Origin of the sequence: uncultured Butyricimonas sp. (assembly GCF_959596855.1) — a bacterium.
GTDB classification, from domain to species: Bacteria; Bacteroidota; Bacteroidia; order Bacteroidales; family Marinifilaceae; genus Butyricimonas; species Butyricimonas muris.
Map to the genome: position 1 here is coordinate 38,521 of NZ_CAUFYA010000021.1, position 24,411 is coordinate 62,931.

At 42.9% G+C, this 24,411-nt stretch carries 21 protein-coding genes and 2 tRNA genes; 17 read left to right on the top strand and 6 right to left on the bottom strand.

The genetic code is table 11. The features are described 5' to 3' along the window. The first annotated feature begins 3 nt into the window (after nt 1–3). From Q5866_RS10635 to Q5866_RS10660, 6 genes are all read left to right on the top strand, one after another. Nucleotides 4–819 (top strand): DUF4843 domain-containing protein, encoded by an 816-nt coding sequence (locus Q5866_RS10635; RefSeq protein WP_303180160.1) that lies wholly within the window; start codon nt 4–6, stop codon nt 817–819. Between the two features lie 16 nt (nt 820–835). Further along, nucleotides 836–2,422, top strand: coding sequence for a PKD-like family lipoprotein (locus tag Q5866_RS10640; RefSeq protein ID WP_303180162.1), 1,587 nt, complete (start codon nt 836–838; stop codon nt 2,420–2,422). 84 nt (nt 2,423–2,506) lie between these two features. After that, nucleotides 2,507–3,592, top strand: coding sequence for a redoxin domain-containing protein (locus tag Q5866_RS10645; RefSeq protein ID WP_303180164.1), 1,086 nt, complete (start codon nt 2,507–2,509; stop codon nt 3,590–3,592). Nucleotides 3,593–3,608: 16 nt separating this feature from the next. Beyond that, the gene (locus Q5866_RS10650) at nt 3,609–3,950 is read left to right on the top strand and encodes a hypothetical protein (protein WP_227214747.1); all 342 of its coding nucleotides are present in this window, start codon (nt 3,609–3,611) and stop codon (nt 3,948–3,950) included. 119 nt (nt 3,951–4,069) lie between these two features. Further along, nucleotides 4,070–4,423, top strand: coding sequence for a hypothetical protein (locus Q5866_RS10655; RefSeq protein ID WP_303180166.1), 354 nt, complete (start codon nt 4,070–4,072; stop codon nt 4,421–4,423). A gap of 577 nt (nt 4,424–5,000) precedes the next feature. After that, nucleotides 5,001–7,820, top strand: coding sequence for a hypothetical protein (locus tag Q5866_RS10660; protein WP_303180168.1), 2,820 nt, complete (start codon nt 5,001–5,003; stop codon nt 7,818–7,820). A gap of 32 nt (nt 7,821–7,852) precedes the next feature. On the opposite strand, the gene Q5866_RS10665 is transcribed toward Q5866_RS10660, so the two are convergent. After that, nucleotides 7,853–8,401: an RNA polymerase sigma-70 factor gene (locus Q5866_RS10665; protein WP_303180170.1), complete on the bottom strand. Its 549-nt coding sequence runs from the start codon at nt 8,399–8,401 to the stop codon at nt 7,853–7,855. Nucleotides 8,402–8,756: 355 nt separating this feature from the next. Here Q5866_RS10665 and Q5866_RS10670 point away from each other — a divergent pair, with 355 nt between their 5' ends. Next, nucleotides 8,757–9,212: an SPOR domain-containing protein gene (locus tag Q5866_RS10670; protein ID WP_099292534.1), complete on the top strand. Its 456-nt coding sequence runs from the start codon at nt 8,757–8,759 to the stop codon at nt 9,210–9,212. Between the two features lie 63 nt (nt 9,213–9,275). Here Q5866_RS10670 and Q5866_RS10675 read toward each other — a convergent pair whose 3' ends face one another. The 4 genes from Q5866_RS10675 to Q5866_RS10690 form a co-directional block, all read right to left on the bottom strand. Then, entirely contained in the window at nt 9,276–12,524 is a 3,249-nt protein-coding gene (locus Q5866_RS10675) for a S41 family peptidase (protein ID WP_303180173.1), read from the bottom strand. 10 nt (nt 12,525–12,534) lie between these two features. Further along, nucleotides 12,535–13,404 carry a cell division ATP-binding protein FtsE gene (locus Q5866_RS10680; RefSeq protein ID WP_303180175.1) on the bottom strand — a complete coding sequence of 290 codons (870 nt, stop codon included), beginning with the start codon at nt 13,402–13,404 and terminating at the stop codon, nt 12,535–12,537. 61 nt (nt 13,405–13,465) lie between these two features. Then, entirely contained in the window at nt 13,466–14,125 is a 660-nt protein-coding gene (gene rpe, locus Q5866_RS10685; RefSeq protein ID WP_099292531.1) for a ribulose-phosphate 3-epimerase, read from the bottom strand. Between the two features lie 68 nt (nt 14,126–14,193). Continuing rightward, nucleotides 14,194–14,706, bottom strand: a complete 513-nt coding sequence (locus Q5866_RS10690) for a gamma carbonic anhydrase family protein (protein WP_099292530.1) — start codon at nt 14,704–14,706, stop codon at nt 14,194–14,196. 211 nt (nt 14,707–14,917) lie between these two features. On the opposite strand from Q5866_RS10690, the gene Q5866_RS10695 reads away from it, so the two are divergent. From Q5866_RS10695 to Q5866_RS10720, 6 genes are all read left to right on the top strand, one after another. Further along, on the top strand, nt 14,918–15,349 hold the full coding sequence (locus tag Q5866_RS10695; protein ID WP_176555073.1) for an Hsp20/alpha crystallin family protein: 432 nt from the start codon (nt 14,918–14,920) through the stop codon (nt 15,347–15,349). Between the two features lie 132 nt (nt 15,350–15,481). After that, a tRNA-Gly gene (locus tag Q5866_RS10700) sits at nt 15,482–15,554 on the top strand. Nucleotides 15,555–15,563: 9 nt separating this feature from the next. Next, nucleotides 15,564–15,636 (top strand) — tRNA-Gly (locus tag Q5866_RS10705). A gap of 157 nt (nt 15,637–15,793) precedes the next feature. Beyond that, nucleotides 15,794–15,997 (top strand): helix-turn-helix transcriptional regulator, encoded by a 204-nt coding sequence (locus tag Q5866_RS10710; protein WP_099294559.1) that lies wholly within the window; start codon nt 15,794–15,796, stop codon nt 15,995–15,997. After that, complete coding sequence (locus Q5866_RS10715) at nt 15,994–16,314, top strand: HipA N-terminal domain-containing protein (protein ID WP_303180177.1); 321 nt, start codon at nt 15,994–15,996, stop codon at nt 16,312–16,314. The genes Q5866_RS10710 and Q5866_RS10715 overlap by 4 nt, the downstream gene beginning before the upstream one ends. Beyond that, nucleotides 16,311–17,315, top strand: a complete 1,005-nt coding sequence (locus tag Q5866_RS10720) for a type II toxin-antitoxin system HipA family toxin (RefSeq protein WP_303180178.1) — start codon at nt 16,311–16,313, stop codon at nt 17,313–17,315. The genes Q5866_RS10715 and Q5866_RS10720 overlap by 4 nt, the downstream gene beginning before the upstream one ends. Here Q5866_RS10720 and Q5866_RS10725 read toward each other — a convergent pair. Continuing rightward, complete coding sequence (locus Q5866_RS10725) at nt 17,312–17,614, bottom strand: Dabb family protein (protein WP_292267726.1); 303 nt, start codon at nt 17,612–17,614, stop codon at nt 17,312–17,314. The genes Q5866_RS10720 and Q5866_RS10725 overlap by 4 nt on opposite strands. A gap of 118 nt (nt 17,615–17,732) precedes the next feature. Between Q5866_RS10725 and Q5866_RS10730 the strand changes: the two genes are divergently transcribed. From Q5866_RS10730 to Q5866_RS10745, 4 genes are all read left to right on the top strand, one after another. Then, entirely contained in the window at nt 17,733–21,182 is a 3,450-nt protein-coding gene (locus tag Q5866_RS10730; RefSeq protein WP_303180181.1) for an AAA family ATPase, read from the top strand. Next, nucleotides 21,179–22,495 (top strand): MATE family efflux transporter, encoded by a 1,317-nt coding sequence (locus Q5866_RS10735; protein ID WP_303180182.1) that lies wholly within the window; start codon nt 21,179–21,181, stop codon nt 22,493–22,495. Before Q5866_RS10730 ends, Q5866_RS10735 begins: the two co-directional genes overlap by 4 nt. A 537-nt stretch (nt 22,496–23,032) precedes the next feature. Further along, complete coding sequence (locus Q5866_RS10740; protein ID WP_303180184.1) at nt 23,033–23,563, top strand: UpxY family transcription antiterminator; 531 nt, start codon at nt 23,033–23,035, stop codon at nt 23,561–23,563. 74 nt (nt 23,564–23,637) lie between these two features. Next, entirely contained in the window at nt 23,638–24,408 is a 771-nt protein-coding gene (locus Q5866_RS10745) for a hypothetical protein (protein ID WP_303180186.1), read from the top strand. Nucleotides 24,409–24,411: the final 3 nt, after the last annotated feature.

The window sequence follows — 24,411 nt, forward strand, 5'->3', positions numbered from 1 at the left end:
GTTATGAAAAAATTGATGAAATATACCATGTTGTTATTGCCTGTTTTCGTCTTGTTCGCTTGCGAGGACGAAGTGGAGGTGTACAAGGAAAGCACGAATCGACTGAATTTCGTGTACGAGGCATACACGAAATCGGATACATTGATTCCCCGTACTTTTGTTTACGACCCGGAAACAAAAGTGTTTGATACCGTGTGGTTGGAAGTGACGACGATGGGCTACATTGCGGATCAAGAGCGTAAATTCGTTTTGGAACAAGTGAGCACGGGGGAAAATCAAGCCGAAGCGGATGTGCATTACATAGCGTTTGATAATTCACTCGTGGAAGGGCTTTACGTGATTCCTGCCGGGAAGAATGAGGCTCGTGTTCCGGTTGTTTTAAAACGTGATCCTTCCTTGAAAGATAAAGAGGTGACTTTGAGAATCAAGATTGGCAGCAATGAGAATTTTGAACCGGGGTATTCAACATTACAAGAAAAGGTGATTACCATCGCGGATATATTGACTCAACCTCGATATTGGAATTTTTATGCATCTTATTACTTTGCCGGGAAATACGGGAAAGTGAAACATCAGTTCATGATAGATGCCACTGCCGACATGGGAATTAAGATGAACGACGATTTCTTTTATTCACTGGTTGGTGAACCTAATAGTGTAGATATGGGGTTGACTGATTATTGGTTCTATTTTTTTACCAGAAAGTTGGCGGAAGAGAATGCCCGTCGGGCAGAAGATGGCTTGGGACCGTTGCGTGAAGCCCCGGAACCCGGAGAAACGGAAGGAACGTTAGTTAGATTCTCTCGATATGAAATGTAATAAAACGAATACGGTTATGAAAAAGAAAATCAGCTATATATTAACCCTTTTGGTGCTTGTCGTATTTGCTTCGTCATGCTACGACGATAAAGGGAATTACGATTACGTCGAAATTAGTAAAGTTACGACGACCAGTTTGGAAGAAAGCTATTCCAAGATTGCTTTTCAAGACGTGTTGCACATAGAACCTACCGTTACTTCTGACCGTGCCGGTGATGAGTTCGAGTATTTGTGGACATTGAATCTGACGAAAGGTTCTGGTACTACCTCGCAGATTATAAAAATAGAGTTGGATACGATTGGTTATGAACGCGTGTTGGATTTTCCGGTGAACGTGAATCAGGGTTATTATGACTTGACTCTTCGGATCACGAATAAGGGAAATGGGATGGATGTCTATCACGTGATGTCGTTGTCAGTAATTACCAAGTTCTCGGAAGGTTTTTATTTGCTTAAAGATATGGGTAATTCGACGGACATCGATTTGCACATGTGGGACAATAGTAAAATTACCGATATCTTACAGAAAAAGGATGGGGAAGCACTCCCCGCGAGTCCGGTTAGTTTGGGAATTGATCCGGTGTATTGCTTTATTGACGAGTCAACCGGAAAATATGTTATAACCAAAGCCTTGACGATTTGCACGGATAATGATGTACGGATAATCAATATGGAGGACATGAGTACGGTTTACACGCATAACACGATGTTTCATAGTGGAGTGGCCCCGGAAGAAAAACCTTATTACGTATGGCGGAATATGTATGGTGTCGGGTATATATCCGATCAAGGCGCCTATTTCTCGGCACAGGCAGCTACCGAGCAATTATTAGGTGCAGGAAAATTCGGGTTCCCGGCTATGGTGAATGATGAAGAGGATTCGAAACCGAATAAGAATGGCGGTGTGTTTATGGGATTCTATTATTTCTATTTTGACGAGTTGAAAGACAGATTCCTTTACTTGGATTTTAATGGCGGTTTGAGTGCTTTATTGAATAATGTAAAAGATAGCCAAGAGGAAGAAAAGTATGTTCCTAACGGGATCAAGCATAAATTGAAAGCTTTCGTCCGGAATTATGTAGGGAATGTCAATACCGGGTTCGCTCTCTTTGAAGATGCGGATGTTACCGGGAAACATTATTTATATAATATGGTGTTGGATGATGCCCCTTATAATCCGATTAGAAAAGTAACGGAAATAGCTTCGACTTCCAAGTTGAATACTGCCACGTTGTATGCTTCCAATGAATTAACGGCGAAGGTTATCTATTTCGTTAATAACAATAAGTTATACATGTATGACACGGAGTTAAACACGGAAGAAGAACTACAACCGCAGGATTTCGCGACAGGGGAAGAAATCACTTATGTAAGTAATCGTTATTGGACGTGGACGGACGATAAAGAGCATAATTTTGATTATTTGGTAATAGCTACTCATAAAGCTGGTAAATATAAAGTGTATCTTTACGAGGTGTTGGGTGGAAAAGCCTACGGGAAACCGAAATATGTTTTTGAAGGGGATGGAAAGGTGGTGAAAATGCAATATGTTTCTCCTAAAATGTCCATGAAAAGTTTAGACTATTTTCCGGGATCTTTCTGATAAAATAAATTCGTAAGTAACTATGTTGGTGGGGGATATTCATGGGAACGTGTGATATCCCCTTTAATTTCTAATAATTGTGCCATGAGAATTATATGTTTTGGCTTGTTAAGCATGTTGGGGGTAGCTTGTACTTCCCCGAATTATACATTGAGTGGAAAGTTGCCCGAAGCAAGTATCGGGAAAGAGGTGTTGCTTCTCACCCGTGACGGGCGTGGAGCGGACACGTTAGCCCGTCGTGTAGTGACGGAAGATCGGAGCTTCAAAATCGAAGGCGAGGAAACGGATCAGGTATTGTATCTGAAAATAGGAGAGCGGGGACAAGCTATTCCTTTTTATCCCGAAAACGGGGAATATTATTGGGAACAGCGGGGAGAACATGGATATATATTTTCAAAGAATCCAAGAACGGGACAGTCCCGTCTGTCTGAACATTTATTGAAGTTGGATAGTAATATGCTGGAGATACAACTCTTGCAGCAAAAATATCGGGATGCTAAGAATGAAGAGGATACGCAATTGGTGATGAGAGAGAACGAGTTGTTGTGGCGGAAAGGAAACGATTTGCTTGTAGACGCTGTTAAGGAGTTCGAGGGAACGAATATCGCCGTGATGCTGGTGCGGGAGAATATGTGGAAGATTGAACAGGAGTTTAAAGTGTTTAAACGAGTTGTCGAGGCGATGGGGACGGTGCCTGAATCCGAGGATAAGGAAGAAATCATGAACAAATACAAGGAGTTGGAAAGTAAACAATTGACAGGGCAAGCCCCGGATTTTAAATTGCCGGACGTGAAAGGAAATATTGTGTCTTTATCGGACTACAAGGGAAAATACCTGTTGGTGGACTTTTGGGCTTCTTGGTGTGCCCCCTGCCGGGCAAAAGCCAAAGTGTTGAAAAAGGAGTACCCTCGATTACAAGAGTTAGGTGTGGAAGTGGTCGGGATTTCTTGTGATAAAAAGAAAGACCAGTGGCTGAAAGCCATTGAGGAGGATAAACCCTTGTGGCGGCAGTTGCTCGTTGACAAAGAGATTAATGGTAGCGACACGAGCGACGATTATAAGGTGGAATTTATCCCGACATTGTATTTGATTTCACCGGATGGGGCGGTGCTGGAAAAGAACCCGAGTTTGGAGGAGATTGAAATGTTGGTAGAAAATAAAGTTTATTGATTTAAATAGAAGTATTATGAGATATTTTATAATAATGATGTTTTTAGTTCTGACATCTGGTACATTAACAGAAAAAAGTCCTAATGTTTGTATCACGGTTTTGGATACAGACGGAGTTCGTCTCAATGGTATAAGAGTGAGAATATATGAGGCTGGGAGAGGCTGGCATGTTGGTGCAACTGATAAAAGTGGTGAAGTTTATTTTACGGTATCTCCGGCTAATCATTGTGATGTGTTTGTTCAGAATCCTACCCATTTTTTGGATCCTAAACCTACAACAAGTTTTATAGTTGATTATAATACGAAAGTATTCTATTTGACAATATATTCACCTTATAAATGGCCGGGGCAAGGGTGATTATAGCATGCAAGTAAATTAATGGAATATTATATAATACTATGAAGTTGATATTTTTAGTTTTATCTGTATGCTGTTGGTCCTTGGTGATGGCTCAGAAGACAGCAAAATATACAATTATGATCCGAGTAATGGATGAAGAAAATAATTGTATAGAGCAACCGCATGTCGCCGTTTATGATAGTTTGCATAATTTTTTATTTGAAGGAGAAGCAGAAACTACGGGACACGGTTCGATTCAGAGAATCTGGGTCGAGGAGCACGGAAGATATTTTTTGGTCTTTTCTAAAGAAGGATATGAAACGGCATCAACGGAAGTTGAATTTAGAAATCGGATTGTAAATTCGTCCCCTGACGTGGTGATGAAAAAGTCTGATGGCGGGAACTCTTCTTGCATGTGGTGGTATATCGGGGGAGGTGTTCTTGTGTTGTTGAGTGGGGTATGGTTGGTTATAAGAAAGTTTTCTAAATAAAGAAATTTTTCACTATAAAAGCACGAGAATCATGCATATCAATCAAATCATATTAGTTAGTCGTTATGAAGCTAAAATACTAAGAAGAAATTGGTTATTCATTTTTCTCGTGTTTTTAGCTGTCTGCGGAAGTTTGGCGTTGCAATGGGTTATACAGGGAGATACTACCATTCATTTTCTGAAGGCATTATCTTGTTCAGTACCCTTTGTTAATGCTTTTCTTTTCAATTTTGTACAAGGAATTTTCATCGTTTTTATAGCAGGAGATTTTATACAGAGGAATCGTCATTTGGATTCATGCGAATCCCTCTATGTTCGTCCTTATAAAAACACAGATTACGTTATCGGGAAACTACTTGCAATTATAGGGCTTTTTTTGCTTTTGGATGTATTGGTTTGTGTGATAGCCTTAATATTTCATATTTCTTTGGGGAATGCCCCGTTTACTTTTTTCCCGTATTTATTTTATTTGTTTACGCTTACTATGCCGACCATACTTTTTTTAGTTGGGGTGACATTATGGATTACAAGTGTACTAAGGACTTCATTTATAATATTTACATTACTAGTCGGGTATGTGTTTTTGAATGCTTTTGTTTTATCGGGTTGTTTGTATGGTAGCTTGGATTATTTAGCTATTTCTATACCTAATGTTTTTTCAGACGTGACGGAACAACACGTGGGACTTTTCCCATATATTGCACAACGGTTGGCGTTTGCTTTACTCGGGGTTGCTTTTATGTTTTTTGCGATGCTTAGGACGAAACGCCTTCCCAATGAGTCCAAGAGTATATACAGGGTACGGTTTGCGGGATACGTGATGGTATTTGCGGGAATATGGATGGGAGGATGTTATTATCTTTATTTTGAGAAAAACAGGCAAAAACGACAAGAATACGTGAAATTGCACGCGGAATATGCCGGGAGAAGTCGGATGGAAATATTGCGGCAACATATTGTGTATCGCCAGCATAAAAAACAGATGATTGTAAATGACACGTTGACAATTCGCAACCCGCATTCGGGAGAAGTGAACGAGTTCTTCCTTTTTTTGAATCCAGCGTTAAGAGTTTGTCGAATCGAAACGGAGGGTATGATTGTAAATTTTGACAGAAAAGATTTCGTGTTGAGTGTATTATATCCCTTGATGCCGGGAGAGAAACGTGATTTTGTAGTCCATTATTCAGGCAAAATAGACGAAAGTGTTTGTTATTTGGATATCCCTGACAAAGAATATTACAATACGCGATGGAGTGCTAATATTTTGCGTTACGGGAAACACACGGCTCTACTGGAAGACTACTATACATTATTGACTCCGGAGTGTTTATGGTATCCGACACAAGAATTTCCATCATCTCCTGTTGCTCAACAATTCGTTGGAAAATATTTTACAGACTACGTGCTCACGGTTACGCATGATTCGTCTTATACCGTTATTTCTCAAGGAGAAGCGGTTCGAAAGGGTAACACTACCTGCTTTAAGAATAATCATGCTTTACCGGGAATTACATTGTGTATAGGAGAGTACAATAAACGGGAAATTATTGTAGACAGCGTTTGTTTTGAATTGTACTACTTCAAGGAGGACGGAACTTTATTTACTTCTGTTGAAGCTACTCGGGAAGGACTTGAGAAAGGTATACGGGAAGCTAAGGAATATTTTGAAAGTTTAGCCGGAAAGGAATATCCTTTCCGGAAATTGGCTTTGGTGGAAACTCCTGTCGGTTTTTGTGCGTATCGCGGGAAAAATAGAAAAAGAAGTGAGCGGGTACAGCCGGAACTGGTCTTTAAGCCGGAAAATAATTGTGACCAATCTTATCATTTTCCATTGAAGGAGATAGCAGATGAGAGGGTGGGTGCGGCATCCGAAGTGTCAAGAACGGATATCGAGGGGGAGATGATACGTAATTTTTGTACTGCTAATATGGGTGAGGAGATTAGTATTTTGGAAGGAATGGATTTATGGGATTTCGTGGCTGGGAAACAAATTGTTTCGATATTGATTGAAAATCCGGCATCGCTCATTCCGATGTTCTCGGATTTCAGCGGTTATGTACATTCGAGTGTCTTTCCCGCTGTTGACCGTATTGTAAACGAGATACAAACGGATACGCGAGTAGACATGCAGTGGAATCTGTATCGGGTGGGGGAAACGAACGAGCATAAAGCTATCCGTTGTTTGGCTTCCCGAAGCTTGCGGGAGGCTTTGGAAGCTCCGGAAGCGATACCTTATCTTGATGCTATTTTCCGGTTAAAAGGTGCTTATTTGAGAAGACAAATTACTTCCGAGATACCGGGGGACAGGCTGGCGGCATTTATGCGTGATTTTTGGCAAAGGAATTCTTTTTCCCGGGTTTCCCTGGAATGTTTGGCGGAAGAATTTAAGAGAGAATTAGGTTTTGAGTTTATGGCTGCCATACGCGAGTTGTACGAGGAACGAGGTGTCGCTTCATTGTATATTCAAGATGCAGGACAATATATGAGTGAAGAAGGGACTGACGTAATCGCTTCTTTTAGTGTGTGGAATCCTTCGGTTGCGGACGGAATTATTTCCGTGTACACGGATAAGGGGGATGGCACGAGGGATTTGGTTGAGGCGGGGAATTTTGTCGTTTATGCCGGGGAATGTTCCCGAATTAATTTTTTATTGCCTCGAAGAGCCATGGGGATGATTTTGCAAACGAATCTAGCCGGGAATATTCCGGGAGATTACGTGTGTAATTTTGTGGAAGAACCGAGGAGAAAGTCGATAAAGGCAGGACGGGAACCTTTGGATACCACGTGTTTTAAACAACCGGTAGGCGAGATTATTGTGGACAACGAGGATGCGGGATTTCAAATCACGGAATCCGAATCAAGGGAAACATTTTTAAATAGATTATTACATCGTAATAAACAAAAAGCAGGAGGAAGCGTGGATTTTCTTACCGATAACGTACCCGGGTGGATTAGTTCTGTATATATTGATGCTTACGGATTCCCCATACGGAGTTTTACGGGAAAGAAAACAAAAAATGGAAAAGGGAGAGCGGAATGGACGGCAACTATAACAGAGGAGGGAGAATATGAAGTGTTTGTTTATCAAATCGATTTGGATTTCAGATTGCAATATCAAGCGAATGAAGTATTGTATTATTATACTCTTGAACAACAGGATTATAAAGCGGATATTTTAATGAGTTCTACTCGGTATGGAGAAAAGAAGTTTACCTTGGAAGATAATCAGGGAAGGAAAGAGGATTTCTCTCTGCATGTTGCTATGCCGCGGAGTGATTGGGTGGCGATAGGGGTATATTTTTTGCAAAAAGGAGAAGTAAAAATTGCATTACAAGACAGAGGAGCTTTTCTGGGGCAATTGATTTTCGCGGATGCGGTGAAGTGGGTGAAGAAGTAATAAAGACTTTTTGATTGGCTTATTCATGAAATTCAAATGTATAATAATATAGATAATATGTGCTTCAGTTGTTCTCGCATGTAATGGTTGGCGTTGTTTTTGTGTTTTTTTATCGTGTTGGTGGTGATATTGAGTAAATGGGAGATTTCCTCGTGTGATTTTCCTTGAAGGCTTAATTGATAGACTTCACGACAAGCAGGGGAGAGTTGATTGAATACCGTTTGAATCATCTGGAAAACTTCGGATTCTATAATATTCTCTAGAAAGAAATCGTAATCTTCTTCTTCACGGATGACACGTTCTGCATACCTGTTGGCTATATTTCTGCGGCGTATGGTGTCAACCGAGAAACTACGCACGATTTTGTACAGGTATGCTTTTATGGTATTTTCAGTTTTGAATTCTTGGCGTTTTTCCCAGAGGTTAAGAAAGGCATCTTGAATTACATCTTCAACAATAGTGTCATCTTCGATGTATTTTGCAGCAAAATAGCGCAATGTTGCGGCATATTTGGTGTATAAATAATGAAATGCTTTATCATTATTTAGATCTAAAGTATTGATATTGAACTCCTCTCTCATACAAATGCCGTATCTTTAAACCAACGATTAATAACACCTATCTTCTTGATTCTTTTATGATAACAAAATCATTAAGATATTTAGGCGTTCTTGCTTGTGAATAAAAATATTAGATAAAAAATAATTTTAAGTAAAAGTTTCCAGATATCTTTTATATTTGTAGTGTTATTAATCGTTGGTTTTTTGAAACTTTTTGGTATAAAGAAATTATACTTTATTTGATTAGCGATACTCATGAAGGTTTGAGGGCGGATAACAGAAAAATATTTCAAAAATGTATCGGAGTGTTGTTATTATCATTAATTTTGTTTTTTCAAAGACAGAAAAAATTGGATAACATTTAAAATTGGGAAAAATGAAAATTATTGTATCTGTAATATTACTGGCATTTATAACTGTCAGTTGCGGTACGAACAAACGTGTGTACGCACCACCTTTCGAGGAGGAGGAAACTGAAAATGTTGTTGTGAAAGAGGATGTGCAAGCCACAACCCAAACTACGACCACCAAGAAAGAGAACACGAAACCGGTTGTTTCGAAAGAGGAGAAGGTAACCATGACGCACGGGGATGTTTTGAAACGTTATAACGTGATAGTGGGAAGTTTTGGAGATCAAAATAACGCTATCAATTTGCGGAATAAACTGAACGGAATGGGATATACCAGTATCATTATGCGGAATGAAGCCGGAATGAGTCGGGTGAGTATTGCCGGATTTGACGAGGAGGCTCCCGCTCGGGCTGAATTGTTGCGGATTCGTGAGCAGTACCCGGAATTCGCGGATGCTTGGTTGTTGATTTCTAAAAAGTAGTAATACCCCTATAAAAAGAGTGGCGGAGAAGATTCCCCGCCACTCTTTTTATTTATAAGCATGTCATTTAATTTGCTTCAACAAATCTTTCACGGCAGCTTCAACTTGTAAATCACGTCCTTGCATTGCACTTGCAGGATCATTAGACACTTTAATGTCCGGTTCCAGTTGCATGTTTTCGAGAATGCGACCTTGATTATCTTTCATGCCCACCTGTGGAATACCGAATGTGACATTATTGATCATGGTTTCCCACCACACGGCAGTCATTGTTCCCGGGACAGGCATACCGATCAGTTTACCCAATCCCAGTTCTTTGTAAGCCCATGGGAATCCATGCGCGTTACTGTAATTGCTTTCGCTAATCAGCACGGCTGAAGGTTTTGTCCATTGCGCGAACGGATCGATACCGATAAATTGTCCGCGGGGAACAAATTCCGCGTATTGTTTACCACTTAACAGATGCAGCAAATCCTCGTGCAACCAGCCGCCCCCGTTATACCGGGTGTCGATGATAACCGCTTTCCGGTTCCGGTAGCGACCTAATAATTCAGAATATGTTTTCCGGAAACTGCGACTATCCATAGAGGCAACGTGAATGTAACCGATTTGCCCGTTTGACAGGCTGTCCACCATGTGTTGGCGTTGTTTCACCCACCGTTGATACAATAATTGATTCAACATGCCGGCGGAAATAGGTTTCACGTATTCTTCCCACTCTTTTTTCTTTATCGGGTCGTAGATAGTTAGCATCGTGCGTTTTCCTGCTTTGCCTTCCAGTAAAGCGAAGTAATCTTCACCCTTCTTGATATCCTGATTGTCAATCTTCCGGATGATCATGCCTGCCGTAATCTTGTCCCCGGATAAATCCAGCGGTCCCCGTTCAATAATTTCGCTGATTTTTAAACCGTCACCGTTGAACTGCTGGTCGAAGAATACACCGAAGTTAGCCGTAGCCGCACGATTTGAGCGGGCGTAATACCGGGCACCCGTGTGCGAGGCGTTCAATTCTCCCAGCATCTCACCCAAAAGTTCGGCAAAATCATAATCATTGTTGATATGCGGCAGAAAACGTTCGTAGGCTTTTTTATAAAATGGCCAATCAACTCCTTTGAAGTCTTTATCATAGAATTTATCTGTCACTTGCTGCCACACGTGATTATACAGACTTGCACGTTCTTCTGTCGGTTTCCACTCGAAATCAGCCTTGTAATTCAATTGTTTTAGTTGCCCGTTGCTTTGATTTACCGTGAAAATTTGTCCGCCGGATAATAAATAAAGGGTACGCCCGTCTTTCGACAGTTCTAACGCTCCGCGGCGTCCCGTTTTTGATAAGATGCGGGTAGTGTTATTCTCGAAATCGTGCACCCATAAATCGTGACCACCTTCAAATGCAGCCAGATAGTACAGCTTGTTTCCGTCATTGGATAATATGGCATCCCCTAAGTTGGAGGAGTGAATTGTCATACGAATCATCCGGTCTTCCAAGTTTTGCAAGTTGAAATTCAGTTCAGGAAGGGCGGGGGATTCTTTGCTTTTCTTCGTGTCTTTGCCTTGTTTATCGTTTTTCTTCAAGGTATCGGCCTTTTCTTTTTTAGCTTGTTGGGCTTTCAGTTCTTGAGCCAATGCCCGTTCTTCCTTGCTCATGATGAAATGGTCATAAGCATCGGTATCCAAGAAAAGCCCGTAGATATCACCTTGTGCTCCCCAGCTGCCGTGGCTGCGTAAACCTTGGCGGTCCGTGTACCAGATAATAGCTTTGCCACCCATCACCCAACGGGGGTTGGCATCGGTGTAACCACTATTCGTCAGATTGTGTATTTCTCCTTTGCCATCCGCTTTCACGAGGGCGATGTCCGGGTGTTGCCAACCGCCTTCCTCGAAGAATTGTGCCAGAATCCAGCGCCCGTCCGGTGACCATTCAAAGGATTGATCCCCGTCGGCGTAAGAATAATTGTATTTAGCCGGTAAAACGGTTCTCGATTTTTTACTTTTTAAATCAAGTACCTTGATTTCGGTTCTGTTTTCGAGATAGGCAACTTCTTTCCCGTCCGGGGAGAATTGAGGCTGAAAACAAGCCTGTCCGCCTTTCGTGAGTTGTTCTTCTTCAATTTCACGAGCGTAAACAAAAGATTGGTCATCAGCGTTTTTGATACGGGAAATGTAGAGATTCCATTGTCCGTCACGTTCGGACGCGTACACGAGGGAACGTCCGTCCGGCGAGAAATTCACGTTGCGCTCTTGGGCGGCAGTGTTCGTGATGCGTTTGGTGGTACCGAATTCAGCGTTGGCAACAAAAATATCACCGCGGATGACAACGGCAAATTCTTTCCCGTTCGGGGATACGGCAACTTCTCTCGCTCCGTTGGACCAACTCATTTTACTGACAGCCGGGACGGGGTCGTCCATCACGATATTGATGTTCACTTTTTTGGGTTGTTTGCCGGGAGCCATGGTATAGATTTCCCCGTCAAAGAAGAAACACAATACATCTTCATTCGAGCGGGTAAGGAAACGAACCGGGTGTTTGGTGAATTTCGTTACTTGTTCAATCGTTTGCGGGTTGTCTAAAGACATTTTGCACACGTTGAAACTACCGTAACGTTCACTTAGGAAATACAGCGTGTTATCGTTTGCCGCCAACACGGGATTACGGTCTTCTACCTGTTTGTTTGTCAGGTTTTTAAATTCTCCGTTTTTCAAATCATACTCCCAAATGTCGCGGCACACGGAAGAAGTATGGTGCTTTCTCCATTCGTCCTCGTATCCTTTCAAGTCATGGTAGTACATTTTATTACCATCTTTCGAGAAACAGATATCGTAGGCTTCAAAAGTCAATACCTGTTTCGGACGACCTCCGGTCACGGGTACTGAATATACTTGTCCTCCCGATGGGAATTGCCCGTATTTTTGATCCGGTAAAAGGGAGCCGCGGAAAAGAATATTTTTCCCGTCATTCGTGAAACATTCCGGGGTAGCACTGCCGGAAAACGTCGTCAGACGGGTAGGAGTTCCGCCATTTACCGGTACCGTGTAAAGATCCATCCCCCCGTCACGTCCGGATGTGAACGCGATAGTTTTGCTATCCGGCGACCATATCGGATGATAGTCATAGCCGGGATGGGTTGTCAACTGTGTTGCTTTACCTCCGGCAGCGTCTACAAGGAAAATATCTCCTTTGTAGCAGAAAGCGATTGTCTTTCCGTCGGGTGCTATGGACGGGTAACGCATCCATAGAGGATGTTCCTGTGCGGACAAGTTTGAAAATAACAGCAAACTTGTCCAAATCAGAATAAGTTTAATAAAATTCATATTTAACAGATTAAATTAATTCAAACCCAACGATATCCGAATCGTTGTCATCATCTTTTTTCTTGTCCTTTTCGGGGGTCTTTTCCGGTTCGTTTATAACCTCGGCATCAATACTTACTTCTACTTTTATCTCCATTTCAGTTTCCGTTTCTTCGATTTCGGTAAGGATTTCTGTTTCTGTTTCCGGTATTATGACAGGGGGAAGGGCAAAAGAAAAATCTTCGTGCAATGTTCCGTTTTCACACCGGAAGACTCGTCCGGGGAAGTGATGGATTAAATCGTATTGATGCGTGGCGATGATTACCGTTTTTCCGCTATCACAGATGTCTTTCAAGAGTTCTACCAATTGGTAGGCTGTTTCCGGATCAATATTACCTGTCGGCTCGTCGGCTAGAATGATGGGAGGGGCGTTAAGTAATGCCCGGGCAAGAACTACGCGTTGTTGTTCCCCGCCGGACAATTGGTGAGGGAATTTATCCCGTTTGTCGGGCAAACCGACTTTTTCCAACACTTCATTAATTCTTTCGCGAATCGCTTTCCTGTCTTTCCATCCCGTGGCTTTTAGAACAAACTCCAAATTGGCGTAAACATTCCTGTCGGTCAGTAACTTGAAGTCCTGAAACACGATACCGCATTTGCGGCGCAAATAAGCAACCTGTGACTTTTTTAATTTATTCAATTTGTAGCCCGCTATTTCACCATTACCGTATTTCAAGGGGAGTTCGGCATACAGTGTTTTTAGTAAGGACGTTTTTCCACTACCTACTCTACCTACCAGATACACGAATTCCCCTTCGGCAATCTCTAACGAGACTTCTTTCAATATGGTATTTTGTTGTTGGCGGATGACCGCGTTTTCAAGTTTTATGATTGCTTCCACGTTGTAATTTTAGATTTATGATTTACGATTTATGATGCATTTTGTAATCTAAAATCTGCAATCAAGAAATCGTTAATTCTTTCAGTCCTTTGATATTTGCCATCGGATCGGGGGAGTTAAAAACGAAACTTCCCGCTACCAAAGCATCCGCGCCTGCATCTACCAGACGTTGTCCGGTTTCGAAGTTTACACCGCCATCAATTTCGATTAAAGTTTTCGCACCTGTTTCCCGGATTAATTTCTTTAATTTAATGACTTTATTGATGGTTTCCTCGATAAAACTCTGTCCACCGAAACCGGGGTTTACGCTCATGAGTAATACCACGTCGATATCCCGGATGACATCCTCCAGAAGCATAACGGGAGTGTGGGGATTGAGGGAAACTCCTGCTTTCATTCCCTGTGCTTTTATCTGTTGAATTGTCCGGTGGAGGTGGGTACAGGCTTCATAATGCACGGTTAAAATATCGGCTCCGGCTTTCTGGAATGCTTCCACGTATCTTTCGGGTTGCACGATCATCAAATGTACATCCAGAGGTTTTTGGGCTGCTTTCTTGATTTGAGCCACTACCGGAAGACCGTACGAGATGTTCGGTACGAAAACGCCGTCCATGATATCCAGATGAAACCAATCGGCTTCACTTTGATTTACCATTTCAATATCTTTGGAAAGATGCAGAAAATCTGCAGATAATAACGAGGGAGAAACAATAACGCTCATTTTTTGAAATTTAGAATTTAAAATTTAGAATGGAGAATCTTTCATTTTCAATTCTCCATTTTCAATTATTATTTGTACCAGCTGGCATACATAGCGTAGGAGTTGACAATGCGCTCCACTTCATTATGTAATAATTCCGGTCCCATTTGTTTGAGTTTTTTGGCAGGAGCACCCGCGTATACCCATCCGGATTCAACTACAGTTCCTTTGGTAACCACGCTTCCGGCTGCCACGATTGAGTTGCTTTCGATAATAGCGTTGTCCAGCACGATGGCGCCCATTCCGATAAGTACGTTATCGTGGATCGTGCACCCGTGTACAACCGCGTTATGGGCGATAGATACGTTATTCCCTATATTGGTCGGGGATTTCTGGTATGTAGCGTGTATTGTCGCGTTATCCTGAATATTGACGTTATTTCCTATTTTTATATAGTGTACATCGCCTCTTAAAACAGCACCGTACCATACACTGCAATCGTCGCCCATTTCTACTTCACCGATAATGGCGGCATTTTCTGCCAAGAAACAATTTTTCCCGAATTTCGGGGTGTGTCCGTTTAGTTCTCTAATAATTGCCATAATTTAATTGAAAAAATGAAAACTGAAGATTGAAAATGATATCAATATTCAATTTTACGGTTCATAATTTTTTTGACGAGTCGAAATTACGAAATATACGGCAGAAAACAAGTCACCGGACGGATTATTACGTATTCTTTTTGAAACCGGATGCTCGGGGAAGACGTATAATGGCATATAATTTCTAAACTAAATAACAGGAGAATTATTTATGAGTATCGTAAAAAGAAACAATGATTTAAGGCCTTTCTATTCATCTTTACTGGATGATTTTATATGGCCTTACGGGGAGACGACAGAGCAGAGGAGGTTACCGGCTCTTAACGTGAAGGAGAACGAGAAAACTTTGACATTGGATCTTCAAGTTCCGGGAATGAACAAGGATGACATTAAGTTGGAGTACAAGGACGGTTATTTGACGATTTCGTGCGAGAAGAGGGAGGAGAAAGAGGAGAAGGATAAAGATCAAAAATTTCTGAGAAAAGAATTTTCTTCCGTTTCTTTTCATCGTACGGTAGAGCTGCCCGAAGACAAGTATAACGTGGGGAAGGCTGAAGCTTCGTACAAGGATGGTATTCTGGAAATTACAATGCCGAAGAACGAGGAGAAGAGTAAAATAAGCAGAACGATTCAGGTTAAGTAGATAATTAGTACGTGGAGTTTTGACCGATTTCTCTAAAAAAAATCGGTCATTTTTTTTGCTTTTAGAAAAAAGGTATTACTTTTGCATCGCAATCGAGGAACACCTCACGAGAGTTCTGAAATTAGTTTGAATGCGAAAATAGCTCAGTTGGTAGAGCATAACCTTGCCAAGGTTAGGGTCGCGGGTTCGAGTCCCGTTTTTCGCTCACTTTCACGCGAAAGTAGCTCAGTTGGTAGAGCACGACCTTGCCAAGGTCGGGGTCGCGGGTTCGAGCCCCGTTTTTCGCTCCCCCGAAAAGAGAGATTCGAAATTAGTTTGAATCTCTCTTTTTTTTATTCTGTTTCGGGGTGCAGGAGCGTGTTCGGGTGAAATATAATGCACTATTCGTTTGTTTTGTCAAATAAAAATATTATTTTTGTTGGTAAAAGGCAAAATAATGCACCTATGATTTTTTATTCAATTATAAAAGAACGTCGGGCTTTGTTGGGATTGACTCAGCAAGATTTGGCAGATTATTCCGGAGTAAGCCTGCGGATAATCAAAAGTATAGAGACAGGCAAAGGCAATCCTTCTGTTCGTACGCTGACTAAAATCGCGGATACACTGGGGTTGGAATTATTACTGAAAGTGAAGGAGGTAATTAAATGAGACAAGCGGAAGTTTACGCTAATGGCGTGTTGGCCGGAACGTTGACAGAAACAGAGCATGGAGTATATATTTTTCGTTATGATGATGCGTTCTTGCTCGACAAGGAGCAAACAGCAATCAGTCTGTCATTTCCGAAAAGCCAACGTGAATTTTTGTCGAAAGAACTTTTTCCGTTCTTTTATAATATGCTTTCGGAGGGGACAAATAAAGCCATCCAATGTCAGACTCTGAAAATTGACGAGAACGATGCTTTCGGGTTATTATTAGCAACGGCTCACACTGACACGATAGGGGCCATAACGGTAAACAAGATATGATAAAGATTGAAGTTTGTCCCGGCAATTTGATTCCGGGGTTCGACACGTATAGCCCTGTTTGTCGAAAAAATCTATTTAACGGGAAAAAGGTTTCACCTGTATTGGATTTCGATTATGATGCGGATTGCTTGGAGGTTACCGAAAGCATTAATCAAATATCCGTATCGGGAGTGCAAGAGAAACTTTCGGCTATTGTGGAGAATGGGAAAATTATACTTACCCCGACCGGACAGCAGGGGCGATATATAATTAAGCCTATGCCGAACTACAAGTATTTGCGTTTTCGTAACTTTATTCCTGCCAATGAACACTTGACCATGCAAATAGCCAAGCAAGTCTACAAGATAAATGTTGCCGAAAACGGACTACTCTTTTTTGCAAACGGGGATGCGGCATATATTACCAAGCGTTTTGACTTTGATATTAATGGTAATAAAATCAAGCAGGAAGATTTTTCATCATTGGCACAAAAAACAACTTTCACTCATGGCAAGGATTACAAATACACGGGAAGCTACGAGGATGTAGCTACACTATTGAAAGCCAACGTGTCGGCGTGGCAGGTGGAAATGAGCAAGTTATTTACGATCCTTATATTTAACTATCTGTTTGCCAATGGCGATGCTCATTTGAAAAACTTTTCATTGCAACAATCTGCTAACGGTGACTACCTATTATCTCCCGCTTATGACTTGATGAATACATCCATTCACGTGCGGGACGAGGATTTTGCACTGCAAGGTGGTCTGATGCCGGAAAGTGAACATTCTGAGGTTTACCACAATAGCGGTCTCCCGTGCAAAGAAGATTTTATCACATTTGCCAACCGGACAGGTGTATTACCTAAAAAACGGGATGCAATTATCAAGATGTTCTCGGATAACAATCCACTGATTGATAAGTTGATAGGCCGTTCGTTTTTGGACGATAAAATCAAGCGGATGTATAGACGTTCCTATCAGGAACGTCTGAGCAGGTTCTTGAGGCAGAGTGTAATTTAATCGGTAAAATCCACGAAAACCCGGCTTTCACGGATCTTTTTACAATAATCGCTTACTTTCACGTGTTCCGGGTGGACTTTGTAGCGGGCAAGTGCATCAGCATCTTCAAAGGTCGAGATAAGAACGGCATCGTATGCCATATCGGAATTTTTTTCGTTGATACCGACTTGCAGCGATTTGATTTCCGGAACGATGCCTACGAGTCTTTCCAGACTTTCTTTCATGATGATTGCGTTTTCCGCTTTTGTTTTTCCTTCGGCAAACTCCTTGAGTTTCCACATGACGATATGTTTTAGCATACTTTTTGATTTTAAATAAAACGATGCAAAAATAGTCTTTTGTCAAAAATAAAGCTAATTTTGGAAGCGAAGAGAAGCGGAGGGGATGACAGAGTAATAAAAATGTAAATAAACGATTATGGCAGGGAAAGCAAAAAGCACAAAAGTGTCGAAAGATCAAGCTGCTACAGATATAAATTTTAAATTCAAAAGTATTCGCACGAGTTGTAGCGGGAGCATTGATTTCGCTGGGAACAAGCGTTATCGCACGGTTTTCCGGTTGAACGAGGTGGAGAGGTTGTACGTGGATACGGAAATAATAAATAAACAATTTGATGAAAAGGCATGGGACGCGGAGATTGTTGCCGCTCTCGTGTATATGAACGGGGAGCAACCTGTGCTCGTGGCGCAAAAGGGGGGAAAGGTTACCATTCCGGAGGTGGAACCTGTTTTCCGGTTTTCGACCGATTTCTCTGCTGAAGACTTCACCGGTTTTACTCTTAAAGAGGGTGTTTACCGGGTGCAAATGGTTATCAACGGGCAGGCGGGCTTGTCCGATGAAATACATCTGTTGGAATCGCACGATCTGTATCGTGATTATTTCCAATTATTGGATATCGGTTTGGATAAATGCGTGGAGGAGGCTCCCGATGTACAACGACCTCATTCATTTCGGGCTTTTGCCGGGGAAGGGTTGACAGACGTGCGTTTCTATCTCGTGGCGGAGAATTTCTTGTCCAGCGAATGGACGTATGAATTCATGATAAATATTTTTGACTCGAGCGGGATGATGAAGGCGAATCGGGTAGCTAAAGGAAATTACTATATCCCGAACCGGGAGGGAAAGCGTTTGCTTTGTTTCGCCTTGGATCTGGGAGCCGGGCTGGAGAATTTCTGGGAGGAAGGAGAATACCGGGTAGAAGTATCGTGCTTCGATCAACCCGTGATTCAACTGGAGTTTGCCATCGGAGAACAGGATGTGCCCTATAATTTCGCCGACGAAATAGCCGCGGTGAACGGTCAGGTGCACGAGGCGGCGGGTATGTCGTCAACACCCCAAGATAAGGAGGAGGCACTGTCCCGTTTGTACCAACTGGTCGGGTTACGTAAGGTAAAAGAAGAAATTACCCGTGTTTACGAGTTGGCGGAGTTCGTGAAGATGCGGCAGGAGAACGGCTTCAGTGATAAACTTCCTCTGATGAACATGATCTTTATGGGTAACCCGGGAACCGGTAAACACACGGTTGCCGGGATCGTGGGAGAGATTCTCTACCATTCGGGTGTTTTGGCGAACGGGAAAATACATCAATATAAACGGGAAGATTTTTCCCGTCCGGGAATGGCGGTGGAAGAACAATTAATTCGGGAAGCCATCGCGAAGAGCACGGGTGGAATCCTTTACATAGAGGATGCTGACGAATTGTACCCGACGAATGACCCGAACGATCCGGCGATGCGTATTTTTACCGTGTTGTTGGGAATACTGGAACAGGAACAACCGCCTCTGGTGGTGGTCATGGCGGGAGACGGGATGCCTTTGCAGGCTATTTCCGATGGAATCCCGGGTATGAAGAAATGTTTCCCTTACCAGTTTATCTTTGATGATTATTCGGCGGAGGAATTGATGGAGATTACCCGCCAGATGCTGGAGAAAAGGCAATTCAAGTTTACGCCGGAGGCGGAGAACAAATTCTTTAATATGCTGAAGGATTGCTGTACCGTGAAAGAGTCGGGATTCGATAACGGCAGGTTTATAGAGGAACGATTGAACGATGCCGCGAACCGGATGGCAAAGCGCTTGATGTCGAATCACAAGGGTACTCGCTCGAAAGAGGATATGATGTTGCTCAAGGTAGAGGATATCGAAACCCTCGAGCAGCCCGATCCGAATAAATCGGTAGACGCGTTTAACGAGATGATCGGCTCGAAGGAATTGAAAAACAGCTTGATCAGCTATATCAATTATATTTATTTTATCCGGGAAAGACAGAAACACGGTTATGCCGATGTGATTCCGCCTCTGCACATGTTGTTTACCGGGAACCGGGGAACGGGAAAAACTACCGTGGCACGTATGCTCGGGGAGATATTCGAGTCCGCGGGGATATTGCAAACGTCCATGGTAACGGTCAGGAGCAGGGGAGAACTTATCGGCGACGGTTCTATTCCGCCTCAACAGATTGCCATGTACGTGTTTGAACAAGCGAGGGGTGGTATCCTTTTCTTGGAAGACGCTCATACATTATTCCAAGACAGCGCGGGAGCTTCGGCATTAAGCGTTATTTTCGGGCAATTGTCGCCCGCGGATAACGGGGATACCATCGTGATATTGAGTGGCGATCCGGATGAAATGGACAAGGCGCTTACCGGGAACCCGAGAGTGAAGACGCTTTTCCCGTATCACTTCCATTTTGCCGATTACACGCCGGAAGAGTTGCTGGAAATAGCCGTCCAGAAGATAACCGAGAAGAATTACACTTTGCACCCGAAGGCGAAAGAGGCATTCCATGCTTTGGTCACACAGGTATGCAAAGAACATGATAAATATTTCGGGAATGCTCTATTTGTCGATAAGATGGTGGATAAAGCCATTCACAACCTGTCTGCCCGCACCATGAAGATCAGAAAAGAGAGGGAACTTACCCGGAAGGAGATCACGACGTTGATGGCAGCGGATATACCCACGGCAACTTCCGAGCTTCCCAATTCCTACAAGGATACTTTTGACGAGAAGTCAATCACCGCGGCCTTGAAGGATTTGGATCACATGATAGGACAAGAGAAGCTTAAAAAACAGATTCATGATTTCGTGGATCTGGCTCGTCATTACAATCAACAAGGGATCAAGCTAAATACCCGTCTGTCCCTGCAATGGTGTTTTACCGGTAATTCCGGTATGGGGAAGGGAACGGTTGCACGTATTATTGCCCGTATTTATAAGGCTATGGGAATTATAGACAAGAGCGAGGTGACCAGCTTTAAGGTGGAACGTCTGATCGGGTTGACGGAGGAGGATGCCGTGCAGAGTATCGGTGTTGCCTTGTTGCAATCCAAGGGGGGGCTGTTCTTCTTCGATGAAGATTCCAGTAGCCTGAATGAAATCTCCGGCTTCCGGGATCGGGTGAGGGCTATACTCGTGAACCAGTTGGCGACTCAACCGGGGGCTTATAACGTGATTTACGCCAAACAGGACCCGCCCCGCCAGATTATTAACGACGAGGTGGAGAAGGTTTCCGACATGATTAATATTCTTGTTTTCGAGGACTACACGGAGGATGAGTTAATGGAAATACTCAAACGGGATCTGGCGACGGACAATACCCGTATGACCCGGACGGCACAACAGCATATGGCTCGGTTTATTTCCTATATCGTGAACAACAAGAAACGAAGTCACGCGAGTGCCCGTTTGATAAAACTGGTCGCGGAAATGATGATTCGTAACCGAATACAACGTTTGGCAAAGAATGGAAAGATTAATGGTACGGAGCATACTTATTCAATTGTAAAGCAGGACGTGGAGATGTTCACCCCGCAAATGTTGGATAGTATGATTTCGGAACGGCAGACAATCGGGTACAAGCAATGAATCGTAGAATACTTCGTCTTGCTATTCCTTCTATCGTGTCAAATATCACCGTTCCTTTGTTGGGATTGGTGGACGTGACGATCGTGGGGCATTTGGGGGCTACCGCCTTTATCGGTGCTATCGCGGTGGGGGGATTATTGTTTAATATTTTGTACTGGAATTTCGGTTTTCTGCGGATGGGAACCAGTGGACTGACCTCACAGGCATTCGGGCGAAAAGACCAAGATGCGGAAATGCGGGTTCTCGTGCAGGCGGTGAGCGTGGGACTGATTTCCGCCGTGCTGATGCTGATTCTTCAATATCCCATAGAACGCTTGGCTTTCAGGTTATTGGACACGAGTGCTGAAGTAGAACGATACGCTGTTACTTATTTTCGGATATGCATTTGGGGGGCACCTGCCGTGCTGGCACAATACGGATTCACGGGGTGGTTTATCGGGATGCAAAATTCCCGCTACCCGATGTATATCGCTATCGTGATGAACGTGATCAATATCTTGTGCAGCGCGTGTCTGGTTTTCGTGTTCGGGATGAAAGTCGAGGGGGTGGCGTTGGGAACAGTAATAGCCCAGTACAGCGGGGTATTTATGGCTGCCGGACTTTGGTGGTTTAATTTTAAGGAGTTACGACCGCTTATCAAATTCAAGGGGAGTCTTCAGTTGCTTGCCATGCGCAGATTCTTTGCCGTGAACCGTGATATTTTCTTGCGTACCTTGTGCCTGATCGGGGTAACTACATTTTTCACTTCCACGGGAGCAAGGCAGGGGGATGTGATTTTGGCTGTCAATACTTTGTTAATGCAGTTGTTTACCTTATTCTCCTATATCATGGATGGCTTTGCTTACGCGGGAGAGGCTCTTGCCGGACGTTACGTGGGGGCTTGTGATCTTCGCCGGTTGCGGCAGGCAGTACGGGCTTTATTCGGCTGGGGCGTGGGATTATCCTTGGTGTTTACCGTTTTATATGTAGTCGGGGGAGAAGGTTTTCTCGGTTTGCTCACGAATGACTGGGAAGTGATTCAAACGGCAAGCCATTATTTTTACTGGGTTCTGGCAATTCCCTTGGCAGGATTTGCCGCTTTTCTATGGGACGGTATTTTGATAGGAGCCACGGCTACCCGATACATGTTGTGGGCGATGTTGGTTGCTTCCGGGGCTTTCTTCCTTATATATTATACTTGTTCCGGGACCACGAACAATCACATGTTATGGCTTTCGTTTCTTGTTTATCTGGCTTTACGGGGAATCATGCAGACCATATGGAGCCGCCGGATATTCTCGGAGGGGTATTTGCAGAAGATGAAGGACTCGTAGTATATCTTTTCGCCATACTAAGTCTATCGATACCTAACCTCAAGTTCGAAGCATGAACGAATCATGAACGTAGCATAGACGTAAATTTGCGTTTATGCTATATTTATGATGTGTATATGCAGGATTTTTGTGGTTAAGCAATGATTGTGCAATGATCATTCAAATGTTTACAGGAATGTGTCGTATCTATTTGATACTTTGTTATTTCATAATTCAATTTGTGAATTAATAAATGATCGTTTAATGCGCTGCAAATATACATCATTTTTATTTTCCGCAAATATTTCCAGTGACATTTTTTATTTCTCGTAATTAAGTGATTATGTTTTTGTGAATTTTGTTAGTGAGCAAATATTGTTAATGCCATTAAACGATGGTTTGTTGATATGAAATATCGTTTATCAAAACAGCTTTCGTGTGTCTATAATATATAACACTGTTTAAGTGGGGCGCATGAAACACATGGCAATAAATCAGGACCGGTAATAGGGTTAGTGCGCGAAGCGCGTCCGGTCGGCTGATAGAATAAACAATTACATGATCGAGGATAAGAAATTGCATTGGTATGTCGCTTACACGCGAGTGAACCAAGAATTGGTGATCAAGAAGAAATTGGATGAATTGGGAATCGAGAATTTTCTCCCGCGTGAGGAGCAAGTTCGCGATACCCCGTTTGGTCGGAAAACGATTCGTGTCCTTTTGATTCACGGTATGATTTTTATCCGTACGGATAAAGTAACGAGTTTCTCCTTGCTCAACGAGTATTCCCTGAATATTGTTTACTTGAAGGATATCGAAGGTCGTCGCTCCTTGATCGTTCCCGACAAACAGATGGAAGATTTCATGTTCTTGTTGGATTTTTCTGCCGCCGGAATCGAGGTATTGAATAAAGACTTGAAGCGAGGAGATCGGATTCGAGTGATTAAAGGTCCGTTAGTGGGGTTGGAAGGAGAGCTGGTGCGTTTGCGAGGTCACAAGCGGGTGGTAATCCGCTTGGAAGGTGTAGCATCGATTGCCACGTCTTATATCCCGGGTTCATTCCTTGAAAAAATAGAGAGAAACAATTAATTTAAGATTTATGAATTACGATTTATGATTAAAAAAGAGTCAAGAAGTACAATTAAAATCATAAATCTAAAATCGTGAATCAAGAAATAGAGATGGAAAAAGGTTTATTTCACGAATTGTACAAGCAACTGGACAGTCTTGATTTCCGGTTGTATCCCCCGGCATTATTGTCCGGTTTGTTACACGGTTACCTGACGATGTACTCTATGGTACGGGTATACCCGTGGTTGGAGAATGATTTCGGCACTCCCGGTGCTATCCACGAGCGAGCGAAATCAATCATTCACTTGTACCCCGGACAGTTGAACGGTGATGTTCCCGTGGATACCCGTGCCGGTTATGCGGCGGACAAGATGGATGTCTACCAGTTGTACTCGGACTTGGGTTACTTGAAAAACGGTTTGGACGCGGCGTACCGGATACTGTCGGCACGGGGGAACGGCAAGATCTCATTGCCTTGTCGGACACCGAATATTTGCCGGATGCTATGTAATTGTTATTATTTTGCCGGAGATGAGGCGTGTGGGGAACTTGCAGGGCACTTGGTCACGGAGGCCTTGGGATATATTCGAGGTGGTGCTCGTGGTGTGTTGTTGTCTTGGTGGGATGCTATTTGCTTGTATGATGACGTGGTTGGGGCGATGATGTTGCCCAAGGAAGATTATAAACGGTTGGAGGAAGAACGGGCTCGTTTACATGTTAGCGTGGAGCGTGAGGAGGATAAAAGAATCGAGTGCTTCCGACAAGCGGGGCAGGAGGCGGATTTTGCTTTAGTATCGGAGGTTTTTTATATTTTGGCGAAACGGGAGTTTGCAGAGGGTAATAAAACTAGCAACAATTATTAACAC